A 19,553-nucleotide genomic window follows, 5' to 3' on the forward strand; every position below is an offset into this window, starting at 1 on the left:
TACTATGGGCATTTACGTTAGGAAAAGCATTCGCGTTGGACCGATAAGATTCAACCTATCCAAATCTGGAGTCGGCGCATCTATTGGCATAAAAGGGCTGAGATTCGGTACTGGTCCAAGAGGAAATTACATCCATGTTGGTGCTGGCGGAGTCTATTATCGTGCTTCGCTTTCACCAAGCATGATCCCAGAGAACGGTAAAAAGGTCCAACGTGTACCTAATGAATCCCCAATAGAACATGACACTACACATGCACCTCTCGAGGAAATCGAGTCATCCCATATCTCGGAAATCGTTGATTCAAGTTCCCGAGAACTGCTTGAAGAGTTGAACAACAAACGTAAGAAGTCACAAATATGGCCCTTGGTCATGTGCCTTTCGATTGCGCTGTTACTTTACGGTTTTTCACAGACATGGCCTGAGTGGTGCCTCGCTATAGGCTTTATCGTAGGGGTAGCAATCTCTGTTTTTGCTTACATGTACGATCAGCTAAGAAAGACTACTGTTCTTTTTTATGACTTTGATGATCAAATGATGGCATGTTACCAGCAACTTCATGATAGTGGAGCCAAGCTCGCAAGCTGCTCAAAAGTATGGCATATAGAAGCTTCTGGAGCCGTTTATGACCCCAAGTATCATGCCGGAGCTGGTAACTTACTACGCAGAAAAGTCACCTCAATCAGCAAATCAAAGCCTCCCTTTGTTAAAACAAATATTGAGACGATTGCTATCAATGTCGGTCGCCAAACATTGCATTTTTTTCCAGATAGAGTACTGGTTTATGACCGTGAAGGTGTAGGCGCTGTTGGTTATAACCAGCTATTCGTTAATGTAGGTGATAGTCGATTCATTGAGAGCGAAGGTGTACCTGGAGATGCCATAGTCGTTGGCAGGACATGGAAGTATGTGAACAAGTCTGGAGGCCCAGACAGAAGATTTAAAGACAATTCAGAACTTCCTATATGTCTTTATGAAAACCTTTCGTTTACAAGTCATTCTGGACTAAATGAGTTATTACAACTGTCTAAAACTGGCTATGGAGAAAGCTTTTCACATTCAATTGAAACACTTAGCAAAAAAGTCATTTCTGCTTAGCTATGTCATTTTTTATACTGAGAATAATTGACTGTTAGGCTTGCCTTCAGGCATGCCTGGAATGGGGCTTGAAATGGACGGAGCGGTACAGCACGCGCCGCAATCTGGACGACAATCCATACATGCTCTCTCGGTGGCGAACACCCGTACAGTCGGGCATCGGGCGCACAGTAACACCTTTTGCGTATTGATAGCAAAAGCCACGAATTCCACTTGCCTGAAAGGCCGCGCGCGAGTAATTTGGCGCGATATTTTTTACCTCCCGTAGACAGGATTACTGCAATGCCAAGAGCGAACGAAATTAAGAAAGGTATGGTACTGAATTACAACGGCAAATTGCTGATTGTGAAAGACATCGACATTCAGGCACCAAGCGCCCGTGGTGCAGCGACGCTGTACAAAATGCGTTTCGCCGATGTGCGTACCGGCCTGAAGGTGGAAGAACGTTTTAAAGGTGACGATATCGTTGATACCGTGACCCTGACCCGCCGCTACGTTGATTTCTCCTACATCGACGGCAACGAATACGTGTTCATGGATAAAGAAGATTACACCCCGTACATCTTCACCAAAGATCAGATCGAAGAAGAGCTGCTGTTCATTCCTGAAGGCGGTATGCCAGACATGCAGGTACTGACCTGGGACGGCGTGCTGCTGGCGCTTGAACTGCCGCAGACCGTGGATCTGGAAATCGTTGAAACCGCGCCGGGCATCAAAGGCGCGTCAGCAAGTGCGCGCAACAAACCAGCGACCCTGACCACCGGTCTGGTTGTGCAGGTGCCGGAATATCTCTCCGCTGGCGAGAAGATCCGCATCCATATTGAAGAAAAACGCTATATGGGTCGTGCTGACTGATTATGGCATTTGTCGGGTGGCGGCTTCGCCACCCGACAATTCCGGTTACAGAAGCTCCGGATATTTCGTCATCTTGAGCGCCAGCTCGACCCCTCGCACTTCCGCCATCCCCTTCAGGCGGCCAATCGCCGAATAGCCCGGGTTGGTTTTCTTCCGCAGATCGTCCAGCATCTGGTGTCCGTGATCCGGACGGAACGGAATAGGACGCACATCGCCCGCCTGCTTGCGACGCGCCTCTTCAGCCAGAATAGCGTCGACCACCGCCACCATATTCACATCACCGCCAAGGTGCGCCGCCTCATGGAAGGTTTTTGGGTTCTCTTCACGGCAGGTCGCACGCAGGTGCGTAAAGTGAATGCGATCGCCAAAGGTTTCAATCATCCGTACCAGGTCGTTATCAGCGCGCACGCCGTAGGAGCCGGTACACATGGTAAAGCCGTTATAGATGCTGTCGACCGTCTGTTTCAGCCATTGCATATCTTCAATCGTAGACACGATACGCGGCAGGCCGAGGATAGGACGCGGCGGATCGTCCGGGTGTACCGCCAGACGCACGCCGGCTTCTTCCGCAACCGGAACGATAGCGCGCAGGAAATACGCCATGTTTTCACGCAGCTGCTGCTTATCAATATTGCCGTATTCCGCCAGACGCGCGCGGAACTGATCCAGCGTGTAACCCTCTTCCGCACCCGGCAGGCCAGCAATGATATTGCGGGTCAGCTTCTCAACGTCCGCTTCACTGGCGGCATTGAACCATTCAAGGGCCTGCTGCTGCTCTTCAGCGGTGTAATCCGCTTCGGCGCCCGGGCGTTTCAGAATGTGCAGCTCAAACGCCGCAAAGGCAATCTGGTCAAAACGCAGCGCTTTCGAGCCGTCCGGCATCTGATATTCCAGGTCGGTACGCGTCCAGTCCAGAATCGGCATGAAGTTATAGCAGACCGTATCAATGCCGCAGGCCGCCAGGTTGCGAATGCTCTGCTGATAGTTTGCAATCCAGGTCCGGTATTCCCCGGAATGGGTTTTGATATCTTCGTGAACCGGAATGCTTTCTACCACAGACCAGGTTAACCCCTTCTCAGCCAGCAGCGCCTGACGCTGTTGAATCTCCTCAACCGGCCATACCTGGCCGTTAGGAATGTGATGCAGCGCCGTGACGACACCCGTTGCGCCAGCCTGACGCACATCATCAAGAGAAACTGGATCGTTCGGCCCGTACCAACGCCAGGTTTGTTCCATTGCCTCATCCTCTCAAGTTGTTATACCAATATGGGTTACTGCAATGACGACTACCATACATGTTTACTGTGAAGGGTCAACACGCCGCCACACATTGATTGATCAAACTCACAGAACGGGGATATTTACGGCTTACCAATTTTATTTGCTGTCATATAACTTTAGACTGGCATTGTTAATTAATGGTTAATCAGGTGTGTATTTCATGAAGACAATTGCCTCAACCGCCCTTCCACCCCAGGTTCAACAACCGCGCTACGATCGTCATCAACTGCGCTCCCGCATCGTCCATTTCGGCTTCGGTGCGTTTCACCGCGCGCATCAGGCATTGTTAACAAACCGGGTGCTGAATGAAAAAGGCGGCGACTGGGGAATTTGTGAGATTAGCCTGTTCAGCGGCGACGTGCTGATGAGCCAGCTGCGCGCGCAGGATCACCTGTTTACCGTGCTGGAGAAAGGAGCTGAAGGAAATCAGCCGATTATTGTCGGGGCCGTACATGAATGCCTGAATGCAAAGCTGGACTCTCTGCCCGCGATAATAGAGAAGTTTTGCGAGCCGCAGGTGGCGATTGTGTCGCTCACCATTACGGAGAAAGGCTACTGCATCGATCCCGCGACCGGTAAGCTGGATTTACAAAACGCCCGGATCGTCCACGATCTGGAAAATCCCGCTGAGCCGCATTCCGCGCCGGGGATCCTGGTCGAAGCCCTTAATCGCCGCCGCGAGCGCGGCTTGCCTGCGTTTACCGTGCTTTCCTGCGACAACATTCCGGACAACGGCCACGTGGTGAAAAATGCGGTGCTTGGCATGGCGCATAAGCGCTCCCCGGCATTGGCGGAGTGGATCGAGGGCCACGTGAGTTTTCCGGGAACGATGGTCGACAGAATTGTTCCCGCCGCGACGGAGGCCTCGCTTGCAGAAATCGCCGACGCGCTCGGCGTTGACGATCCGTGCGCCATAAGCTGCGAGCCGTTTATTCAGTGGGTAGTGGAAGATAATTTTGTCGCCGGGCGTCCGGAGTGGGAAGTGGCGGGCGTTCAGATGGTGCAGGACGTTCTGCCGTGGGAGCAGATGAAATTACGCATGCTTAACGGCAGCCACTCTTTCCTGGCGTATCTGGGGTATCTCGCCGGGTACGCGCATATTAATGAATGCATGGAGGACGCCACCTTCCGCGAAGCCGCCCGGCGGCTAATGCTGGATGAACAGGCGCCTACGCTGCGTATAAAGGATGTCGACCTGACTGCCTATGCCGACAGCCTGATTGAGCGCTTTGCTAACCCGGCGCTGCAGCACCGTACCTGGCAAATCGCGATGGACGGTAGCCAGAAGCTGCCGCAGCGAATGCTGGATGGCATCCGCGTCCACCTTGAGCGTAAAACAGAATGGCCGCTGCTGGCGCTGGGCGTCGCTGGCTGGATACGCTACGTCAGCGGGTTCGACGAACGCGGCAACGCGATTGACGTTCGCGATCCCCTCAGCGATAAAATCCGCACGATTGTCGAGGCCAGCAGCGACGCCGACCGCGTCAATGCGCTGCTGGGGCTGAGCGAGGTCTTCGGTCACGATCTCGCGCAAAATAGCGTTTTCGCTGAGGCTGTTAGCCAGGCCTACCAGCGCATCACCCGCCGTGGCGCACGCCAGGCTGTTATTGAAACGTTAAATCTTTAGCGATTATTGCGCTTAATGCGAACGGACATTGCCTCCGTTCGCCCTCCCCCTTCTCATTGCGCCCGTTTTTCGCCAGGATAAGAGCATAGTGTTATAGCATCACAATTCTCTTGCGGAGCGCACGTGACCAAAACCAACCTCATCACCGGTTTTCTCGGCAGCGGTAAAACCACCTCTATTCTTCATCTGCTGGCGAATAAAGATCCCGCCGAGAAATGGGCCGTGCTGGTCAATGAATTCGGCGAAGTGGGCATTGATGGCGCGTTGCTGTCATCCAGCGGCGCAATGATTAAAGAGATCCCCGGCGGATGCATGTGCTGCGTAAACGGCTTACCGATGCAGGTAGGCCTCAATACGCTGCTGCGTCAGGGCAAACCGGACCGCCTGCTGATTGAACCTACCGGTCTGGGCCACCCGAAGCAGATCCTCGATTTACTGACCGCCCCGGTTTACGAGCCGTGGATCGATCTTCGCGCCACGCTGTGCCTGCTCGATCCGCGTCAGCTTCTGGATGAAAAAGCGGTGGCCAATGAGAACTTTCGCGATCAGCTCGCCGCAGCAGACGTTATTGTCGCCAATAAAGAAGATCGCGCCACGGCGGAAAGCCGGGCCGCGCTGGACGTGTGGTGGCAGCATTTCGGCGGCAATCGGACGCGTGTGCAGGCCACGCAGGGGAATATTGATAGCGCCCTGCTGGATCTTCCCCGCCTGAACCTGACGCAACTCCCGGCCAGTGCAGAGCATGCGCATCACCATTCTGCAAAGCAGGGTCTGGCCGCGCTTAGCCTGCCGGAACACCAGCGCTGGCGTCGTAACCTTAACAGCGGTCAGGGGTATCAGGCCTGCGGATGGATTTTCGATGCCGATACCGTTTTCGATACCATTGGCATCCTTGAGTGGGCCAGGCTTGCGCCGGTCGACCGCGTGAAAGGGATCATGCGCACGCCAGACGGACTGGTGCGGATCAACCGCCAGGGCGACGATTTCTTTATCGAAACGCAAAACGTCGCGCCACCTGACAGCCGAATAGAGTTAATTAGTGCGGTTAACGCCGACTGGAATGCCCTGCAGTCCAGCCTGTTGAAGCTTCGTTTAAGTTCGGGCGGCTAACGTTGCCCCAGTTTTCACTCAATGCAGAACGTTATGACGACTCGAATTCCCCAGATACTACTGCTTAATGTCGCCGGTCTGGCGCTCTTTTTCTCCTGGTATATCCCGGTGAATCACGGTTTCTGGTTCCCGCTGGATTCATCCCTGTTTCATTTCTTCAACCAGGGGCTGGTGAAGAGTGACGCCTTTCTGTGGCTGGTGGCAATTACCAATAACCGCGCCTTCGACGGCTTTTCCCTGCTGGCCATGGGCTGCCTGATGCTCTCTTTCTGGCTTAAAGAGGATGACTCGGGGCGTCGCCGCATCCTGGTTATCGGACTGGTGATGCTTCTGGCTGCGGTGATCATTAATCAGCTGGCGCAACATCTGATGCCGGTAAAACGTGCAAGTCCTTCGCTCTCTTTCCCGAATATTTATCGCGTGAGTGAACTGCTGCATATTCCAACAAAAGATGCCTCGAAGGACAGTTTCCCGGGCGATCACGGCATGATGCTGCTTATTTTTTCTGGCTTCATGCTGCGCTATTTCGGTAAGAAAGCGTTCGCAATCGCCCTGCTTATTGTGGTGATATTTGCCTTCCCGCGCGTGATGATTGGCGCGCACTGGCTGACGGATATTGTCGTGGGTTCCCTTTCCGCGGTGCTGATTGGTCTGCCGTGGGTTCTGATGACGCCTTTGAGCGATCGCCTAATTACCCTTTTCGATCGCTATCTTCCGCGTAGAAAGCAACAAAAATTGAACAAATAATTACCGTTTTTTAACGTAAACTATCGGGGATCATCACGATCCCTGATAATGCCCTTCCCGCGATCTTTCTGCGCTGTCATATTCTTGTCATCACATTCGTGATAAAAATGAATCAATTGCACGATTATGCGGCGGATCTGCCGCTATTTTGTGCAATGACAAATTTTTACTTTCTGTATCACAATTTCTTATAAAAAAAAGGCTCTTTTTACTCGCAATAGCCCTGGCAATCGGTTAATCTCGAACTCGTTTTGCCCCATGGAGATAATTATTTCGATGGTGAATAATTTTGTGCGCTGCACCACAAATGTCACCAGAAACAATTGTCTCAATGTGAACAGATAATTAGTCTCGTCACGTTTGGCATTTTTATAACGATATTTGTCGTTAAGGACTTCAAGGGAAAATAAACAAAATGGTCAAATCTCAACCGTTTCTGAGATATATCTTACGGGGGATCCCGGCGATAGCAGTCGCGGTACTGTTATCTGCATGTAGTACATCGAACACCGCAAAGAATATGCATCCTGAGACGCGTGTTGTGGGAATGGAAGATTCCTCTTCACTGCAAGCCTCTCAGGATGAATTTGAAAATATGGTACGTAATCTGGACGTGAAGTCCCGCATTATGGACCAGTATGCTGACTGGAAAGGCGTGCGTTACCGTCTTGGCGGCAGCACTAAAAAAGGCATTGATTGTTCCGGCTTTGTACAGCGTACCTTCCGCGAGCAATTTGGGTTAGATCTTCCGCGTTCGACCTACGAACAGCAGGAGATGGGCAAGTCGATTTCACGTACCAAACTGCGCACCGGCGATTTAGTGCTGTTCCGTGCAGGTTCTACCGGTCGACATGTGGGCATCTACATTGGTAATGACCAGTTTGTACATGCCTCCACCAGCAGCGGTGTGACCATTTCCAGCATGAATGAACCGTACTGGAAGAAGCGCTACAACGAAGCGCGCCGCGTACTGACCCGCAGTTAATATGATAATTGTATCGTTGGTTATCCCTTGGCTGGCGATACAATAAAAAAAAGCACTGCTTCGGCGGTGTTTTTTTTTGCCCGTTACAATGAATACAATCAGCGGCAATTCAGGAACCACGACGTTTATGCTCACCCGCTACTTCTCCAGTCATCGAAAGATACTGTTCCTCAGTATCATTACCGGCCTGATCGCCGCCCTGCTCCTGGGTTCATTGCAATTTTTCTGGAGCTACCACAAGCGGGAAATCCGATTCGATACGTTGATTATGGATGTGCGCATCTACATGGAGAGCTATTTTGACGAGCTGAAAGCCTCCATCGACGTGCTGCAGCCGCTGACGCTCAATAATTGCCAGGACGTTAACGCGGAGCTGACCTCACGCGCGGCCTTCAGCCTCAACGTACGCGCCTTCCTGCTGGTCAGAGACAAAATGGCGTTCTGCTCGTCAGCCACAGGGCCAATGAATGCCCCGATGGAGGAGCTGATACCCGAGCTGCACATCAACAAGCAGGTTGATATCGCACTGCTCCCCGGCACGCCCATGCTGCCCAATAAGCCCGCGATTGCCATCTGGTATCGTAATCCGCTTGTGAAGGACGGCGGCGTATTCACCTCGGTGAATCTCAACCTGACGCCGTACCTGCTTTACACCGCGCGCCAGGACGAGTTTGCAGGCATCGCGATCGTCATCGGCGACAATGCGTTATCCACTACCTCAAGCGCCCTCGTCAAAGCGAAGGATTTACATGAAAAGCCGGCGCGCACCGCGACGCTCAAAGACGTTCCTCTGACCATCAACCTGTACGCCGAGGAGTGGACGACCGATGAGATACTTTACGCCCTGTTCTTCGGGCTGGTGTGCGGGATTGCGGCAGGGTCGCTTAACTTCTACATCCTCACGACGCGTCTCAATCCGGGCAAAGAGATTCTGAGCGCCATCAAGCGCGGCCAATTTTATGTGGTTTATCAGCCCGTTGTCGACGCCAAATCGCTCAGGATGACCGGGCTTGAAGTGCTGATGCGCTGGAAGCACCCGACCATGGGTGAGATCCCGCCGGACGCCTTTATCAATTTTGCCGAAGCGCAGAAGCTGATTGTTCCGCTCACGCTGCATCTTTTTGACCTGATTATTCACGATGCGCCAGTGCTACAGACCGTGCTGCCGCCGGGTGCCAAAGTGGGCATTAATATCGCGCCGGGGCATCTGCATGCGGAAAGTTTCAAAGACGATATGCGCACCTTCAAAGCCCTGCTGCCGCCTGATTACTTCCAGATCGTACTGGAAATTACCGAGCGCGATATGCTGAACCATCGGGAAGCTAACAGCCTCTTCGAATGGCTGCATAACGAAGGGTTTGAAATTGCCATCGACGATTTCGGCACCGGCCACAGCGCGCTGATTTATCTTGAACATTTCACCATGGACTACCTGAAAATCGACCGTGGCTTTGTCAACGCCATTGGCACAGAAACCGTGACCTCCCCGGTGCTGGATGCCGTACTGACGCTGGCAAGACGACTGAATATGTCGACCGTTGCGGAAGGGGTGGAAACACCGGAACAGGCGGCCTGGCTGCGCGAGCATGGGGTTAATTATCTGCAGGGTTACTGGATTAGCCGCCCGATGCCGCTGGAGCAGTTCCGCACGTGGCAAAATACAGTGTCGCCTGACGGGGAATAATTTCACATTGCCCGTGGCGTCACTTATTATTCAGCTTAACTGAGCCGGTCTGTAAAAGAGGGAGCCGCCGCGAGATGTTTATGCGCTTTATGTTGCTTTGGTTGGCAGTCGTGAGCCTGTCCAGCCAGGCGCAAACCATCAAAGAGAACATCGCGTTCGCCGTGATTGGCGAGCCAAAATACGCGGTCAATTTTACGCACTTCGATTACGTCAATCCTGCCGCCCCTAAGGGTGGAAAGGTCACGCTCTCGGCTACGGGAACGTTCGACAATTTTAACCGCTTCGCCCTGCGCGGCGTGGCCGCGGCGCGAACGGAATCGCTCTATGACACGCTTTTTGTCACGTCGGATGATGAACCCGGCAGCTATTACCCGCTGATTGCCGATAACGTGCGCTATGCGGATAACTTCGCCTGGGCCGAAATTACCCTAAACCCCCGGGCCCGCTTTCACGACGGCACGCCGGTCAAGGCCAGCGACGTCGCTTTTACGTTTCATAAATTTATGACCGAAGGCGTTCCCCAGTTCCGCATTGTGTATAAAGGCGCAACGGTGCGCGCCATTGCGCCCCTCACCGTACGCATTGAGCTGAGCGAACCGAACAAAGAGAATATGCTTAGCCTGTTCTCGCTGCCGGTTATGCCTGAATCGTTCTGGAAAAACCATAAGTTAAGTGACCCGCTCTCCACGCCGCCGCTGGCCGGTGGCCCTTACCGCATTACCGACTGGCGCATGGGGCAGTACGTGGTCTATTCCCGCGTGAAAGATTACTGGGCGGCTAACCTGCCGGTAAACCGCGGGCGCTGGAATTTCGACACCCTTCGCTATGACTACTACCTCGACGATAACGTGGCGTTTGAAGCGTTCAAGGCCGGCGCCTTCGATTTACGCGTGGAGAACAGCGCCAAAAACTGGGCGACCCGCTATATCGGCAAAAACTTCACGAAAGGCTACATCGTCAAAGACGAGCACAAAAACGAATCCGCCCAGGACACGCGCTGGCTGGCGTTTAATATTCAGCGCCCGGTATTTACCGACCGCCGCGTTCGGGAAGCCATTTCCCTGGCCTTCGATTTTGAATGGATGAACAAAGCCCTGTTTTACGGGGCGTACAGCCGCGCGAACAGCTATTTCCAGAACACCGAATATGCCGCGCGCGACTACCCTAAAGCCGACGAACTGCTCCTGCTGGCGCCGCTGAAAGCGGAAGTGCCGCCGGAGGTGTTTACCATGGTGTTTCAGCCGCCCGCTTCAAAGGGTGACGGCTACGACCGCGACAACCTGCTAAAGGCCAGCAAGCTGCTGGATGAGGCAGGCTGGCAGCTGAAGAACCAGAAACGCGTCAATGCGAAAACCGGCAAGCCTTTAAGCTTTGAACTGCTGCTCTCCTCTGGCGGCAACGATCAGTGGGTGCTGCCGTTTAAGCACAACCTTGCGCGGCTGGGGATCACCATGAACATTCGCCAGGTCGATAACGCGCAGATCACCAACCGCATGCGCAGCCGCGATTACGACATGATGCAGCGCCTGTGGCCCGCGCAGCCGTGGCCCAGCTCGGATCTGCAAATCTCCTGGGCCTCCAGCTACATCGACTCCTCGTACAATGCGCCAGGCGTAAAAAGCCCGGCGATTGATGCCCTGATTGCGAAAATTGTGGCGGCGCAGGGCGATAAAGATAAGCTCTTGCCGCTTGGTCGCGCCCTCGACAGGGTGTTAACCTGGAACTATTACATGCTGCCCATGTGGTATATGGGCGAAGACCGCCTTGCGCGCTGGGACAAGTTCTCCGTGCCTGCCGTGCGCCCTGTCTATTCTCTGGGCTTTGACACCTGGTGGTATGACGTGAATAAAGCCGCCAGACTGCCCGCCGAGCGGCGATAAGGAATTATCATGGGTGCCTATTTAATCCGCCGACTTCTGCTGGTCATTCCCACGCTGTGGGCCATTATCACCATTAACTTTTTTATCGTGCAAATTGCCCCGGGCGGGCCGGTCGACCAGGCCATTGCCGCCATTGAGTTTGGCAACAGCGGCGGCATGCCCGGCGGCGGCGGAGAAGGCATGGGCGCCAGCCATGCGCGAACCGGCGTGGGGAATATCAGTGAAAGCCACTACCGCGGCGGGCGCGGGCTGGATCCTGAAGTGATCGCCGAGATCACCCATCGCTACGGCTTTGATAAGCCGATACACGAGCGCTATTTCAAGATGCTCTGGGATTATATCCGCTTTGATTTTGGCGATAGCCTGTTCCGCAGTGCGTCCGTATTAACGTTGATCAAGCAAAGCCTGCCGGTTTCGGTCACGCTGGGGCTGTGGGGGACGCTGATTATCTATCTGGTCTCTATACCGCTCGGGATCCGAAAAGCGGTGCATAACGGCAGCCGCTTCGATATCTGGAGCAGCACCTTCATCATCATCGGCTATGCTATTCCGGCGTTTCTGTTTGCCGTTCTGCTGATTGTCTTCTTTGCCGGAGGCAGCTATTTCGACATCTTCCCCCTGCGGGGGCTGGTCTCCGCCGATTTCAGCACGCTGCCGTGGTACCAGAAAATCACCGACTATCTCTGGCATATCACGCTGCCGGTGCTGGCGACGGTGATCGGCGGGTTTGCCGCCCTGACCATGTTAACGAAAAACGCCTTTCTCGATGAAATCCGCAAGCAGTATGTCGTGACCGCCCGCGCCAAAGGGGTCAGCGAGAAGCAGATTATGTGGAAACACGTTTTCCGCAACGCCATGCTGCTGGTGATTGCCGGATTTCCAGCCACGTTCATCAGCATGTTTTTTACCGGCTCGCTGCTGATTGAGGTGATGTTCTCGCTCAACGGTCTCGGCCTGCTGGGCTACGAAGCCACCGTATCGCGCGATTATCCGGTAATGTTTGGCACGCTCTATATTTTCACCCTGATTGGCCTGCTGCTGAATATCATCAGCGATATCAGCTATACGCTGGTCGATCCCCGAATTGATTTTGAGGGCCGCTGATGCCGCGTTTAAGCCCCGTTAACCAGGCCCGCTGGGCCCGTTTTCGCCATAACCGCCGCGGCTACTGGTCGCTGTGGATTTTTGCTGTCCTGTTTGTCCTGAGCATGTGTTCGGAGCTGATCGCCAACGACAAACCGTTGCTGGTGCACTTTAACGACCGCTGGTACGTGCCGGTACTGGCTAACTACAGTGAGAGCGACTTCGGCGGCCCGTTTGCCACCCCGGCGGAGTACCTGGATCCGTGGCTGCGCCAGCAGATCGAACAGCACGGCTGGGCCATCTGGGCTCCGGTACGCTTTGGCGCCAACAGCATTAACTTCGCGACCACAACCCCCTTCCCTTCTCCGCCCTCTGCGCAAAACTGGCTGGGAACAGACGCCAACGGCGGCGACGTGCTGGCGCGCATCCTCTACGGTACGCGGATTTCTATTCTCTTTGGACTGATGCTGACCGTCTTCTCCAGCGTAATGGGCGTAGTGGCCGGCGCCGTTCAGGGCTACTACGGCGGAAAAATTGACCTGTGGGGGCAGCGTATCATCGAAGTCTGGTCCGGTATGCCAACGCTGTTTCTGATCATTCTGCTTTCCAGCGTGGTACAGCCGGGCTTCTGGTGGCTGCTGGGCATCACCGTTCTGTTTGGCTGGATGGCGCTGGTGGGCGTGGTGCGGGCAGAGTTTCTGCGCACCCGTAATTTCGACTATATTCGCGCCGCGCAGGCGTTAGGCGTGAGCGATCGCGCAATCATCTTCCGCCATATGCTTCCCAATGCGGTGGTGGCGACCCTCACCTTCCTGCCCTTTATTCTGTGCAGCTCCATCACCACCCTCACCTCGCTGGACTTTCTGGGCTTCGGCCTGCCGCTGGGGTCGCCGTCGCTCGGCGAACTGCTGCTGCAGGGCAAGAACAACCTGCAGGCGCCGTGGCTGGGCATCACCGCCTTTCTTTCCGTGGCCGTGCTGCTTTCGCTGCTGATTTTTATTGGCGAAGCCGTGCGCGATGCCTTCGATCCCAACAAGGCGGTATAAGATGACGCAGCCTCTTCTCAGTATTGATCGCCTGTCGATTGCCTTCTCGAAGCAGGGCGAGACCCGTACCGTGGTCACCGACCTGTCGCTGCAGATCCAGCGCGGTGAAACGCTGGCGCTGGTGGGTGAATCCGGTTCGGGCAAGAGCGTCTCGGCGCTCTCCATCCTGCGTCTGCTGCCCTCCCCGCCCGTGAGCTATCCGCAAGGGGATATTCTGTTCCACGGCAGTTCGCTGCTGCACGCTGATGAACATACCCTGCGCGGTATTCGCGGCAATAAGATTGCCATGATCTTCCAGGAGCCGATGGTGTCGCTCAACCCACTGCATACGCTGGAAAAACAGCTCTATGAAGTGCTGTCACTTCATCGGGGGATGCGCAAAGAGGCCGCGCGGGGCGAAATTCTGGATTGTCTGGAACGTACAGGCATACGCAACGCGGCCAAACGGCTGAATGATTTTCCGCATCAGCTCTCCGGCGGCGAACGCCAGCGGGTAATGATTGCCATGGCCCTGCTCACGCGCCCCGAACTGTTGATTGCCGACGAGCCGACGACAGCGCTGGACGTCACGGTGCAGGCGCAAATTCTGACGCTCTTGAGGGAGCTGCGTGACGAGCTGGACATGAGCCTGCTGTTTATCACGCACAACCTGAGCATCGTGAAAAAGCTGGCCGACAGCGTCGCGGTCATGCAAAACGGGCGCTGCGTTGAACAGAATACCGCGTCCACGCTGCTGAACGCGCCGCAGCATCCCTATACGCAGCGCCTGCTCGACAGCGAACCTTCCGGCGACCCGGTGCCTCTCACGGCAGACAGCACACCGCTGCTGCGCGTCGATGATTTATCCGTCTCGTTCCCGATCCGCAAAGGCGTTCTGCGGCGCATCGTTGACCAGAACCCGGTGCTGAAAAATATCCGCTTCTCGCTGCGACCGGGTGAATCCCTGGGGCTGGTGGGCGAATCCGGTTCGGGGAAAAGCACTACCGGTCTGGCGCTGCTGCGCTTAATTGCCTCTCAGGGCGAGATCCTGTTTGACGATATGCCGCTGCACCGCTGGAACCGCCGCCAGATGCTGCCCGTGCGGCCCCGCATGCAGGTGGTATTTCAGGATCCCAACTCCTCGCTTAACCCGCGCCTCAGCGTGTTGCAGATTATCGAAGAGGGCCTGCGCGTTCACCAGCCTGGCCTGAGTGCGCAACAGCGGGAACAGGAGGTCATGCGGGTGATGGCGGAAGTGGGCTTAGATCCCGACACTCGCCACCGCTACCCTGCGGAATTTTCCGGCGGACAGCGCCAGCGTATCGCCATCGCCCGCGCGCTGATCCTGAAACCGGAGCTGATTATTCTGGATGAACCGACCTCGTCTCTGGACAGAACCGTACAGGCGCAGATCCTGGCGCTGCTCAAAGGGCTACAGGAAAAGCACCGGCTGGCCTATATCTTCATCAGCCATGATCTACAGGTGGTGCGGGCGCTATGCCATCAGGTGATTGTGCTACGACAGGGTGAGGTGGTCGAACAGGGTGATTGCCAGCGCGTATTTACTGCGCCAACGCAGAGCTACACGCGCCAGCTGCTCGCGGCAGACTAGCGCTTAAAACGGATACTGGCCGGAGAAAGGTTCAGCAATCGCAACGCCAAAGTTTTTCAGGCGGCAGGTCGCGGCGAATTCGTCCTGGCTTTTGACAAACAGGCACGGCTCCCCTTCGCACTCCAGTACGGAGCTGTCCACTTCGATATCCGTCAGGGCCTGGCTGAGACGCTCCATCACCCGCCACGCATTTTCGTCGCTCGGGCTCAGCAGCTTGAGCGCCACCAGGCAATTCTCACAGCCCGCGACGCTTTGCGGAATCGGTTCAACTTTCGAACCTGCAAAACCCGCCGACCAGCGATAGCTCTGGGGCAAGCGATGGACAATGGAGAGTTGTAATGTATTCACGTTCGTTCCCCGGAAGCAAAATTTACTTCACAATTTATTTACATTTATAGTAACACATCATCGCCAACCTGCACTATTCAGCGCTTTTTTATCGGTATCGAGGCTCGCGTCGGCGCTATATGTACCCGTTTCTGCGATCTAACTCAACCTTTTTGAATACAATGATGTGACTTTTTACATAAATAGATTTTACATAAAATAAACAAACACGGAATAAACGAACGCGAGTTTGGTTGATATGCGTCAACAAAAAAGGCCCTTTCGGGCCTTATCTGCGCGTTAGTGCGCCGCTTTTCGCGGCCGGCTGGCGTAAAGACAGAAAAGCACAGAGCTGGTTGCGCAAAAAGCCATCGCCCACAGCATAGGCCAGGCCGTAGTAAAGGTCGCCATAGAGAGTAACGCCCCGACGATGGCACCAATCCCGAAGCGGAAGGTTCCCGCCAGTGACGATGCGGTTCCCGCCATGTGCGGGAATTCGTCGAGGATCACCGCCATCGCATTGGACGAGATCATCGACACGCAGCCGACAAAGGCCGCCACGCCGATCACCAGCGCCCAGAAGCCCACGTCCAGAAACGCGCTCACCACCAGCCAGACCGCCATCACAAACTGGATCCACAGCCCGGCGCGGAACATGTTCAGCGCGCCCACCCGCCGGACAAAGCGGCTGTTAATGATGGTCAGGACAAACAGGAAGACGATATTGAGCGCAAAATAATAGCCAAAGTGCTGCGGCGAAACGTGGTTCAGTTCGATATAGACAAACGGCCCGGCGCTCAGGAAGGAGAACATTCCGGCGAAGCTGAACCCGCTCGCCAGCATGTAGCTCAGCACCCGCTTGTGGCGAAACAGCGAGGCAAAGTTGCCTATCGTGGTTCGAATATGAAATTTCTGGCGGCGCTCGACGGGCAGCGTTTCATCAATAAAGAAGAAAATCATCGCCGAGGCCAGCAGCGCGGCCAGCGCCAGGATCCAGAAAATCGCGTGCCAGCTAAACCACACCAGCACCGCACCACCGGCCATCGGTGCCACCAGCGGTGCAATCGTCGTCACCAGCATGACGAACGACATCATGCGGGAGAACTCTTCTTTCGGGTAGATATCACGCATCAGGGCGTTGATCACCACGCTCGCGGCAGCGGCGGCCAGCCCGTGCAGGAAGCGCATGATAATCAGCTGATCGATACTCTGCGCCAGCGCACAGGCGACCGCTGCAGCCGCAAAGACCAGCGTCCCGCCAAGAATAACCGGCTTACGCCCCAGGCTGTCGGCCATTGGACCATACAGCAGTTGTCCGAGCGCGAAACCGAGAATATAGGTGCTGAGCGTCATCTGCGCGCTGCCTGCCGGTACGCCAAACTGGGCGGAAATCACCGGCAGCGCAGGCAGATACATGTCGATAGACAGCGGCATCAGCATCGCCAGCAGGCCAAGAATGAAGACAATTTTGAACGACGAGTGTGGCCTGGTGGTCACAGGGTTCTCCTGAAATTAGTGCGAAGGCAGACCGACGCTGGCAATCTCTTCTTCCGTCAGCGGACGATATTCACCGGGCGCCAGGTCGGGATCGAGCGCAATCGCACCGATGCGTTCACGGTGCAGGCCCACAACGTGGTTACCCACGGCGGCAAACATGCGTTTCACCTGATGGTAGCGTCCTTCGCTGATGGTCAAACGGACCTCCGTCGGGGTGATGACCTCAAGCACGGCGGGTTTGGTCAGATCCTTTTCATTATGCAGCTGAACGCCTTTCGCGAATTGCTCTGCCGTGTCATCCGCAACCGGTGACTCCAGCGTGACCAGATAGGTTTTCTCGCAGTGGTGGCGCGGGGAAGTGATGCGATGCGACCACTGTCCGTCGTCGGTCATCAGCACCAGACCGGTGGTGTCGATGTCGAGGCGGCCTGCGGCATGCAGCTTGTGAGCCACCGGCTCGTCGAGGAAATAGAGCACCGTCGGGTGATCCGGATCGTCCGTTGAGCAGACATAGCCTTCCGGCTTATTGAGCATGAAATAGCGGGGACCGTGCTGCTGGGTCAGCGGATTGCCGTCGTACTCAACCTGATGGTCAGGCTGCAGTTTGAACGCGCTGTCTCGCACAATGTCGCCATCCACGGTAACGCGGTTGGCGCGAATTTCGCGCCCGGCAATAGCGCGGCTTACGCCGAGTTGCTGAGCGATAAACTTATCAAGTCGCATGAAATCTTTTTAGCCTTAATGGTGCTGGATGTCGGACCGTGCGTCCGAAAAAAGAAGCAGTCAGGAACGGTTCAGTATAATGGTCTGGTTGCGCCACTCAAGGGAAAAAGTTTCGTGGCATACTATATGCGGATTAACGAAACAGAGACCCCATGACTTTTACACTTCGTCCCTATCAGCAGGAAGCCGTTGACGCGACGCTCGCCTGGTTCCGTAAACACCGGGAACCGGCGGCCATTGTCCTCCCGACCGGTGCAGGCAAGAGCCTGGTCATTGCCGAACTGGCGCGCCTGGCGCGCGGTCGCGTGCTGGTATTGGCCCACGTCAAAGAGCTGGTGGCGCAAAACCATGCCAAATATTGTGCGCTGGGGCTGGAAGCCGACATTTTCGCCGCCGGGCTGAAGCGCAAAGAGAGCCACGGCAAAGTGGTTTTCGGCAGCGTACAGTCGGTGGCCCGTAACCTGGATCTGTTCCGCAGCGAGTTTTCGCTGCTGATTGTCGACGAATGTCACCGCATCAGCGATGACGACGACAGCCAGTATCAGCAAATCCTCACTCACCTTAAAGAGGTGAACCCTCACTTACGCCTGCTCGGCCTGACGGCAACCCCGTTTCGTCTGGGCAAAGGCTGGATCTACCGCTTTCATTATCACGGCATGGTGCGCGGCGACGAGAAAGCGCTGTTCAGCGACTGTATCTATGAACTTCCGCTGCGCTACATGATTAAGCACGGCTACCTGACGCCGCCCGAGCGGCTGGATATGCCGGTCGTGCAGTACGATTTCAGCCGCTTACAGGCGCAGAGCAACGGGCTGTTCAGCGAGGCGGATCTTAACCATGAGCTGAAAAAACAGAAGCGGATCACGCCGCATATCATCAGCCAGATTGAAGAGTTCGCGCAAACGCGTAAAGGGGTGATGATTTTTGCTGCCACCGTCGAACACGCGCGCGAAATCACGGGACTGCTACCCGCTGACGACGCAGCGCTGATCACTGGCGAAACGCCCGGCCCGGAGCGCGACAGGCTGATTGAGGCTTTCAAAGCCCAGCAGTTCCGCTACCTGGTGAATGTCTCCGTATTAACCACCGGGTTTGACGCCCCGCACGTCGACCTGATTGCGATTCTGCGCCCGACGGAATCCGTCAGCCTGTATCAGCAGATTGTCGGCCGTGGCCTGCGCCTGGCGCCGGGCAAAACCGACTGCCTGATACTGGATTACGCCGGCAACCCGCACGATCTGTACTCCCCGGAAGTGGGCGCGCCAAAAGGCAAAAGCGACAACGTGCCGGTACAGGTGTTTTGCCCGGCCTGCGGCTTTGCCAACACCTTCTGGGGAAAAACCACCGCCGACGGCACGCTGATTGAACACTTTGGCCGCCGCTGTCAGGGCTGGTTTGAGGATGATGAGGGGCATCGCGAGCAGTGCGATTTCCGCTTCCGCTTCAAAAACTGCCCGCAGTGCAACGCCGAAAATGACATCGCCGCCCGCCGTTGCCGCGAGTGCGACACGGTGCTGGTGGACCCGGACGACATGCTGAAAGCGGCGCTGAAGCTGAAAGATGCGCTGGTGCTGCGCTGCTCCGGCATGGCGCTGCAGCCCGGCGCGGATGAAAAAGGCGAGTGGCTGAAAATCACCTATTACGACGAGGATGGCGCTGACGTCAGCGAACGGTTCAGGGTTCAGACGCCTGCTCAGCGCACGGCATTTGAGCAGCTGTTTATCCGGCCGCATACCCGCACGCCTGGCGTGCCGCTGCGCTGGATAACCGTGGCGGATATCGTGCATCAGCAGGTGCTGCTGCGCCACCCCGACTTCGTGGTCGCCCGTAAGAAAGGCCAGTTCTGGCAGGTTCGCGAGAAGGTCTTTGACTATGAAGGTCGCTTCCGTCGGGCAAATGAATTGCGCGGTTAACGGGACTTTTCATTGATGTGCGGGGCATTTGAGTATAAAATGCCGCCCGCTTCACATCCGTGGGGCAGAACACTCACCTGCTGCTGGGTCGCCTGTAGTAGGGTTTTA

The 19,553-nt window shown here is 55.5% G+C and carries 16 protein-coding genes and 1 pseudogene; 12 read left to right on the forward strand and 5 right to left on the reverse strand.

The genetic code is table 11. The annotated features are described in order from the left end of the window. Positions 1-4 precede the first annotated feature (4 nt). Positions 5-1,096, forward strand: coding sequence for a DUF4236 domain-containing protein (locus OKF39_RS16295; RefSeq protein ID WP_048224170.1), 1,092 nt, complete (start codon positions 5-7; stop codon positions 1,094-1,096). A 36-nt stretch (positions 1,097-1,132) separates the two neighbouring features. On the opposite strand, the pseudogene OKF39_RS16300 reads toward OKF39_RS16295, so the two are convergent. Further along, positions 1,133-1,216 (reverse strand): annotated as a pseudogene (locus OKF39_RS16300) (YkgJ family cysteine cluster protein); the annotation flags it as partial. Positions 1,217-1,378: 162 nt separating this feature from the next. Between OKF39_RS16300 and yeiP the strand changes: the two are divergent. Then, the gene (gene yeiP, locus OKF39_RS16305) at positions 1,379-1,951 is read left to right on the forward strand and encodes an elongation factor P-like protein YeiP (protein WP_008500940.1); all 573 of its coding nucleotides are present in this window, start codon (positions 1,379-1,381) and stop codon (positions 1,949-1,951) included. A gap of 45 nt (positions 1,952-1,996) precedes the next feature. Here the strand turns inward: yeiP and uxuA are convergent, their stop codons facing one another. Then, complete coding sequence (gene uxuA / locus OKF39_RS16310) at positions 1,997-3,187, reverse strand: mannonate dehydratase (RefSeq protein WP_479983147.1); 1,191 nt, start codon at positions 3,185-3,187, stop codon at positions 1,997-1,999. A 205-nt stretch (positions 3,188-3,392) separates the two neighbouring features. On the opposite strand from uxuA, the gene OKF39_RS16315 reads away from it, so the two are divergent. From OKF39_RS16315 to yejF, 9 genes are all read left to right on the forward strand, one after another. Then, the gene (locus tag OKF39_RS16315; protein WP_479983148.1) at positions 3,393-4,859 is read left to right on the forward strand and encodes a mannitol dehydrogenase family protein; all 1,467 of its coding nucleotides are present in this window, start codon (positions 3,393-3,395) and stop codon (positions 4,857-4,859) included. A 123-nt stretch (positions 4,860-4,982) separates the two neighbouring features. After that, on the forward strand, positions 4,983-5,969 hold the full coding sequence (locus tag OKF39_RS16320) for a CobW family GTP-binding protein (RefSeq protein ID WP_100169953.1): 987 nt from the start codon (positions 4,983-4,985) through the stop codon (positions 5,967-5,969). 33 nt (positions 5,970-6,002) lie between these two features. Further along, positions 6,003-6,716, forward strand: a complete 714-nt coding sequence (locus OKF39_RS16325) for a phosphatase PAP2 family protein (RefSeq protein WP_080351173.1) — start codon at positions 6,003-6,005, stop codon at positions 6,714-6,716. Between the two features lie 415 nt (positions 6,717-7,131). Further along, positions 7,132-7,701: a bifunctional murein DD-endopeptidase/murein LD-carboxypeptidase gene (gene mepS, locus OKF39_RS16330; RefSeq protein WP_028013877.1), complete on the forward strand. Its 570-nt coding sequence runs from the start codon at positions 7,132-7,134 to the stop codon at positions 7,699-7,701. 127 nt (positions 7,702-7,828) lie between these two features. Next, positions 7,829-9,385, forward strand: coding sequence for a cyclic di-GMP phosphodiesterase (locus OKF39_RS16335; protein ID WP_100169952.1), 1,557 nt, complete (start codon positions 7,829-7,831; stop codon positions 9,383-9,385). Positions 9,386-9,459: 74 nt separating this feature from the next. After that, entirely contained in the window at positions 9,460-11,265 is a 1,806-nt protein-coding gene (locus tag OKF39_RS16340) for an extracellular solute-binding protein (RefSeq protein WP_063943437.1), read from the forward strand. 9 nt (positions 11,266-11,274) lie between these two features. Then, a complete protein-coding gene (locus OKF39_RS16345; RefSeq protein WP_028013880.1) occupies positions 11,275-12,369 on the forward strand; it encodes a microcin C ABC transporter permease YejB in 1,095 nt (364 codons plus the stop codon). After that, positions 12,369-13,394 (forward strand): ABC transporter permease, encoded by a 1,026-nt coding sequence (locus OKF39_RS16350; RefSeq protein ID WP_479983149.1) that lies wholly within the window; start codon positions 12,369-12,371, stop codon positions 13,392-13,394. The genes OKF39_RS16345 and OKF39_RS16350 overlap by 1 nt, the downstream gene beginning before the upstream one ends. A gap of 1 nt (position 13,395) precedes the next feature. Then, the gene (gene yejF, locus OKF39_RS16355; protein ID WP_028013882.1) at positions 13,396-14,985 is read left to right on the forward strand and encodes a microcin C ABC transporter ATP-binding protein YejF; all 1,590 of its coding nucleotides are present in this window, start codon (positions 13,396-13,398) and stop codon (positions 14,983-14,985) included. A gap of 3 nt (positions 14,986-14,988) precedes the next feature. On the opposite strand, the gene OKF39_RS16360 is transcribed toward yejF, so the two are convergent. The 3 genes from OKF39_RS16360 to rsuA form a co-directional block, all read right to left on the reverse strand. Continuing rightward, complete coding sequence (locus OKF39_RS16360; protein WP_028013883.1) at positions 14,989-15,333, reverse strand: YejG family protein; 345 nt, start codon at positions 15,331-15,333, stop codon at positions 14,989-14,991. Positions 15,334-15,612: 279 nt separating this feature from the next. Continuing rightward, positions 15,613-16,809 carry a Bcr/CflA family multidrug efflux MFS transporter gene (locus tag OKF39_RS16365; RefSeq protein WP_041908984.1) on the reverse strand — a complete coding sequence of 399 codons (1,197 nt, stop codon included), beginning with the start codon at positions 16,807-16,809 and terminating at the stop codon, positions 15,613-15,615. Between the two features lie 15 nt (positions 16,810-16,824). Next, a complete protein-coding gene (rsuA, locus tag OKF39_RS16370; protein WP_028013885.1) occupies positions 16,825-17,532 on the reverse strand; it encodes a 16S rRNA pseudouridine(516) synthase RsuA in 708 nt (235 codons plus the stop codon). A 152-nt stretch (positions 17,533-17,684) separates the two neighbouring features. Between rsuA and radD the strand changes: the two genes are divergently transcribed. After that, on the forward strand, positions 17,685-19,445 hold the full coding sequence (radD, locus tag OKF39_RS16375) for a DNA repair helicase RadD (RefSeq protein WP_048958749.1): 1,761 nt from the start codon (positions 17,685-17,687) through the stop codon (positions 19,443-19,445). Positions 19,446-19,553 lie beyond the last annotated feature (108 nt).

It is taken from the genome of Enterobacter cloacae complex sp. HYC042_NIDB (assembly GCF_056673315.1).

Coding starts and splice junctions, on each gene's coding strand:
- OKF39_RS16325 (WP_080351173.1), top strand. CDS start 6,003: ATGACGACTCGAATTCCCCAGATACTACTGCTTAATGTCGCCGGTCTG.
- OKF39_RS16335 (WP_100169952.1), top strand. CDS start 7,829: ATGCTCACCCGCTACTTCTCCAGTCATCGAAAGATACTGTTCCTCAGT.
- OKF39_RS16295 (WP_048224170.1), top strand. CDS start 5: ATGGGCATTTACGTTAGGAAAAGCATTCGCGTTGGACCGATAAGATTC.
- yeiP (WP_008500940.1), top strand. CDS start 1,379: ATGCCAAGAGCGAACGAAATTAAGAAAGGTATGGTACTGAATTACAAC.
- OKF39_RS16345 (WP_028013880.1), top strand. CDS start 11,275: ATGGGTGCCTATTTAATCCGCCGACTTCTGCTGGTCATTCCCACGCTG.
- radD (WP_048958749.1), top strand. CDS start 17,685: ATGACTTTTACACTTCGTCCCTATCAGCAGGAAGCCGTTGACGCGACG.
- OKF39_RS16315 (WP_479983148.1), top strand. CDS start 3,393: ATGAAGACAATTGCCTCAACCGCCCTTCCACCCCAGGTTCAACAACCG.
- uxuA (WP_479983147.1), bottom strand. CDS start 3,187: ATGGAACAAACCTGGCGTTGGTACGGGCCGAACGATCCAGTTTCTCTT.
- rsuA (WP_028013885.1), bottom strand. CDS start 17,532: ATGCGACTTGATAAGTTTATCGCTCAGCAACTCGGCGTAAGCCGCGCT.
- mepS (WP_028013877.1), top strand. CDS start 7,132: ATGGTCAAATCTCAACCGTTTCTGAGATATATCTTACGGGGGATCCCG.
- yejF (WP_028013882.1), top strand. CDS start 13,396: ATGACGCAGCCTCTTCTCAGTATTGATCGCCTGTCGATTGCCTTCTCG.
- OKF39_RS16340 (WP_063943437.1), top strand. CDS start 9,460: ATGTTTATGCGCTTTATGTTGCTTTGGTTGGCAGTCGTGAGCCTGTCC.
- OKF39_RS16350 (WP_479983149.1), top strand. CDS start 12,369: ATGCCGCGTTTAAGCCCCGTTAACCAGGCCCGCTGGGCCCGTTTTCGC.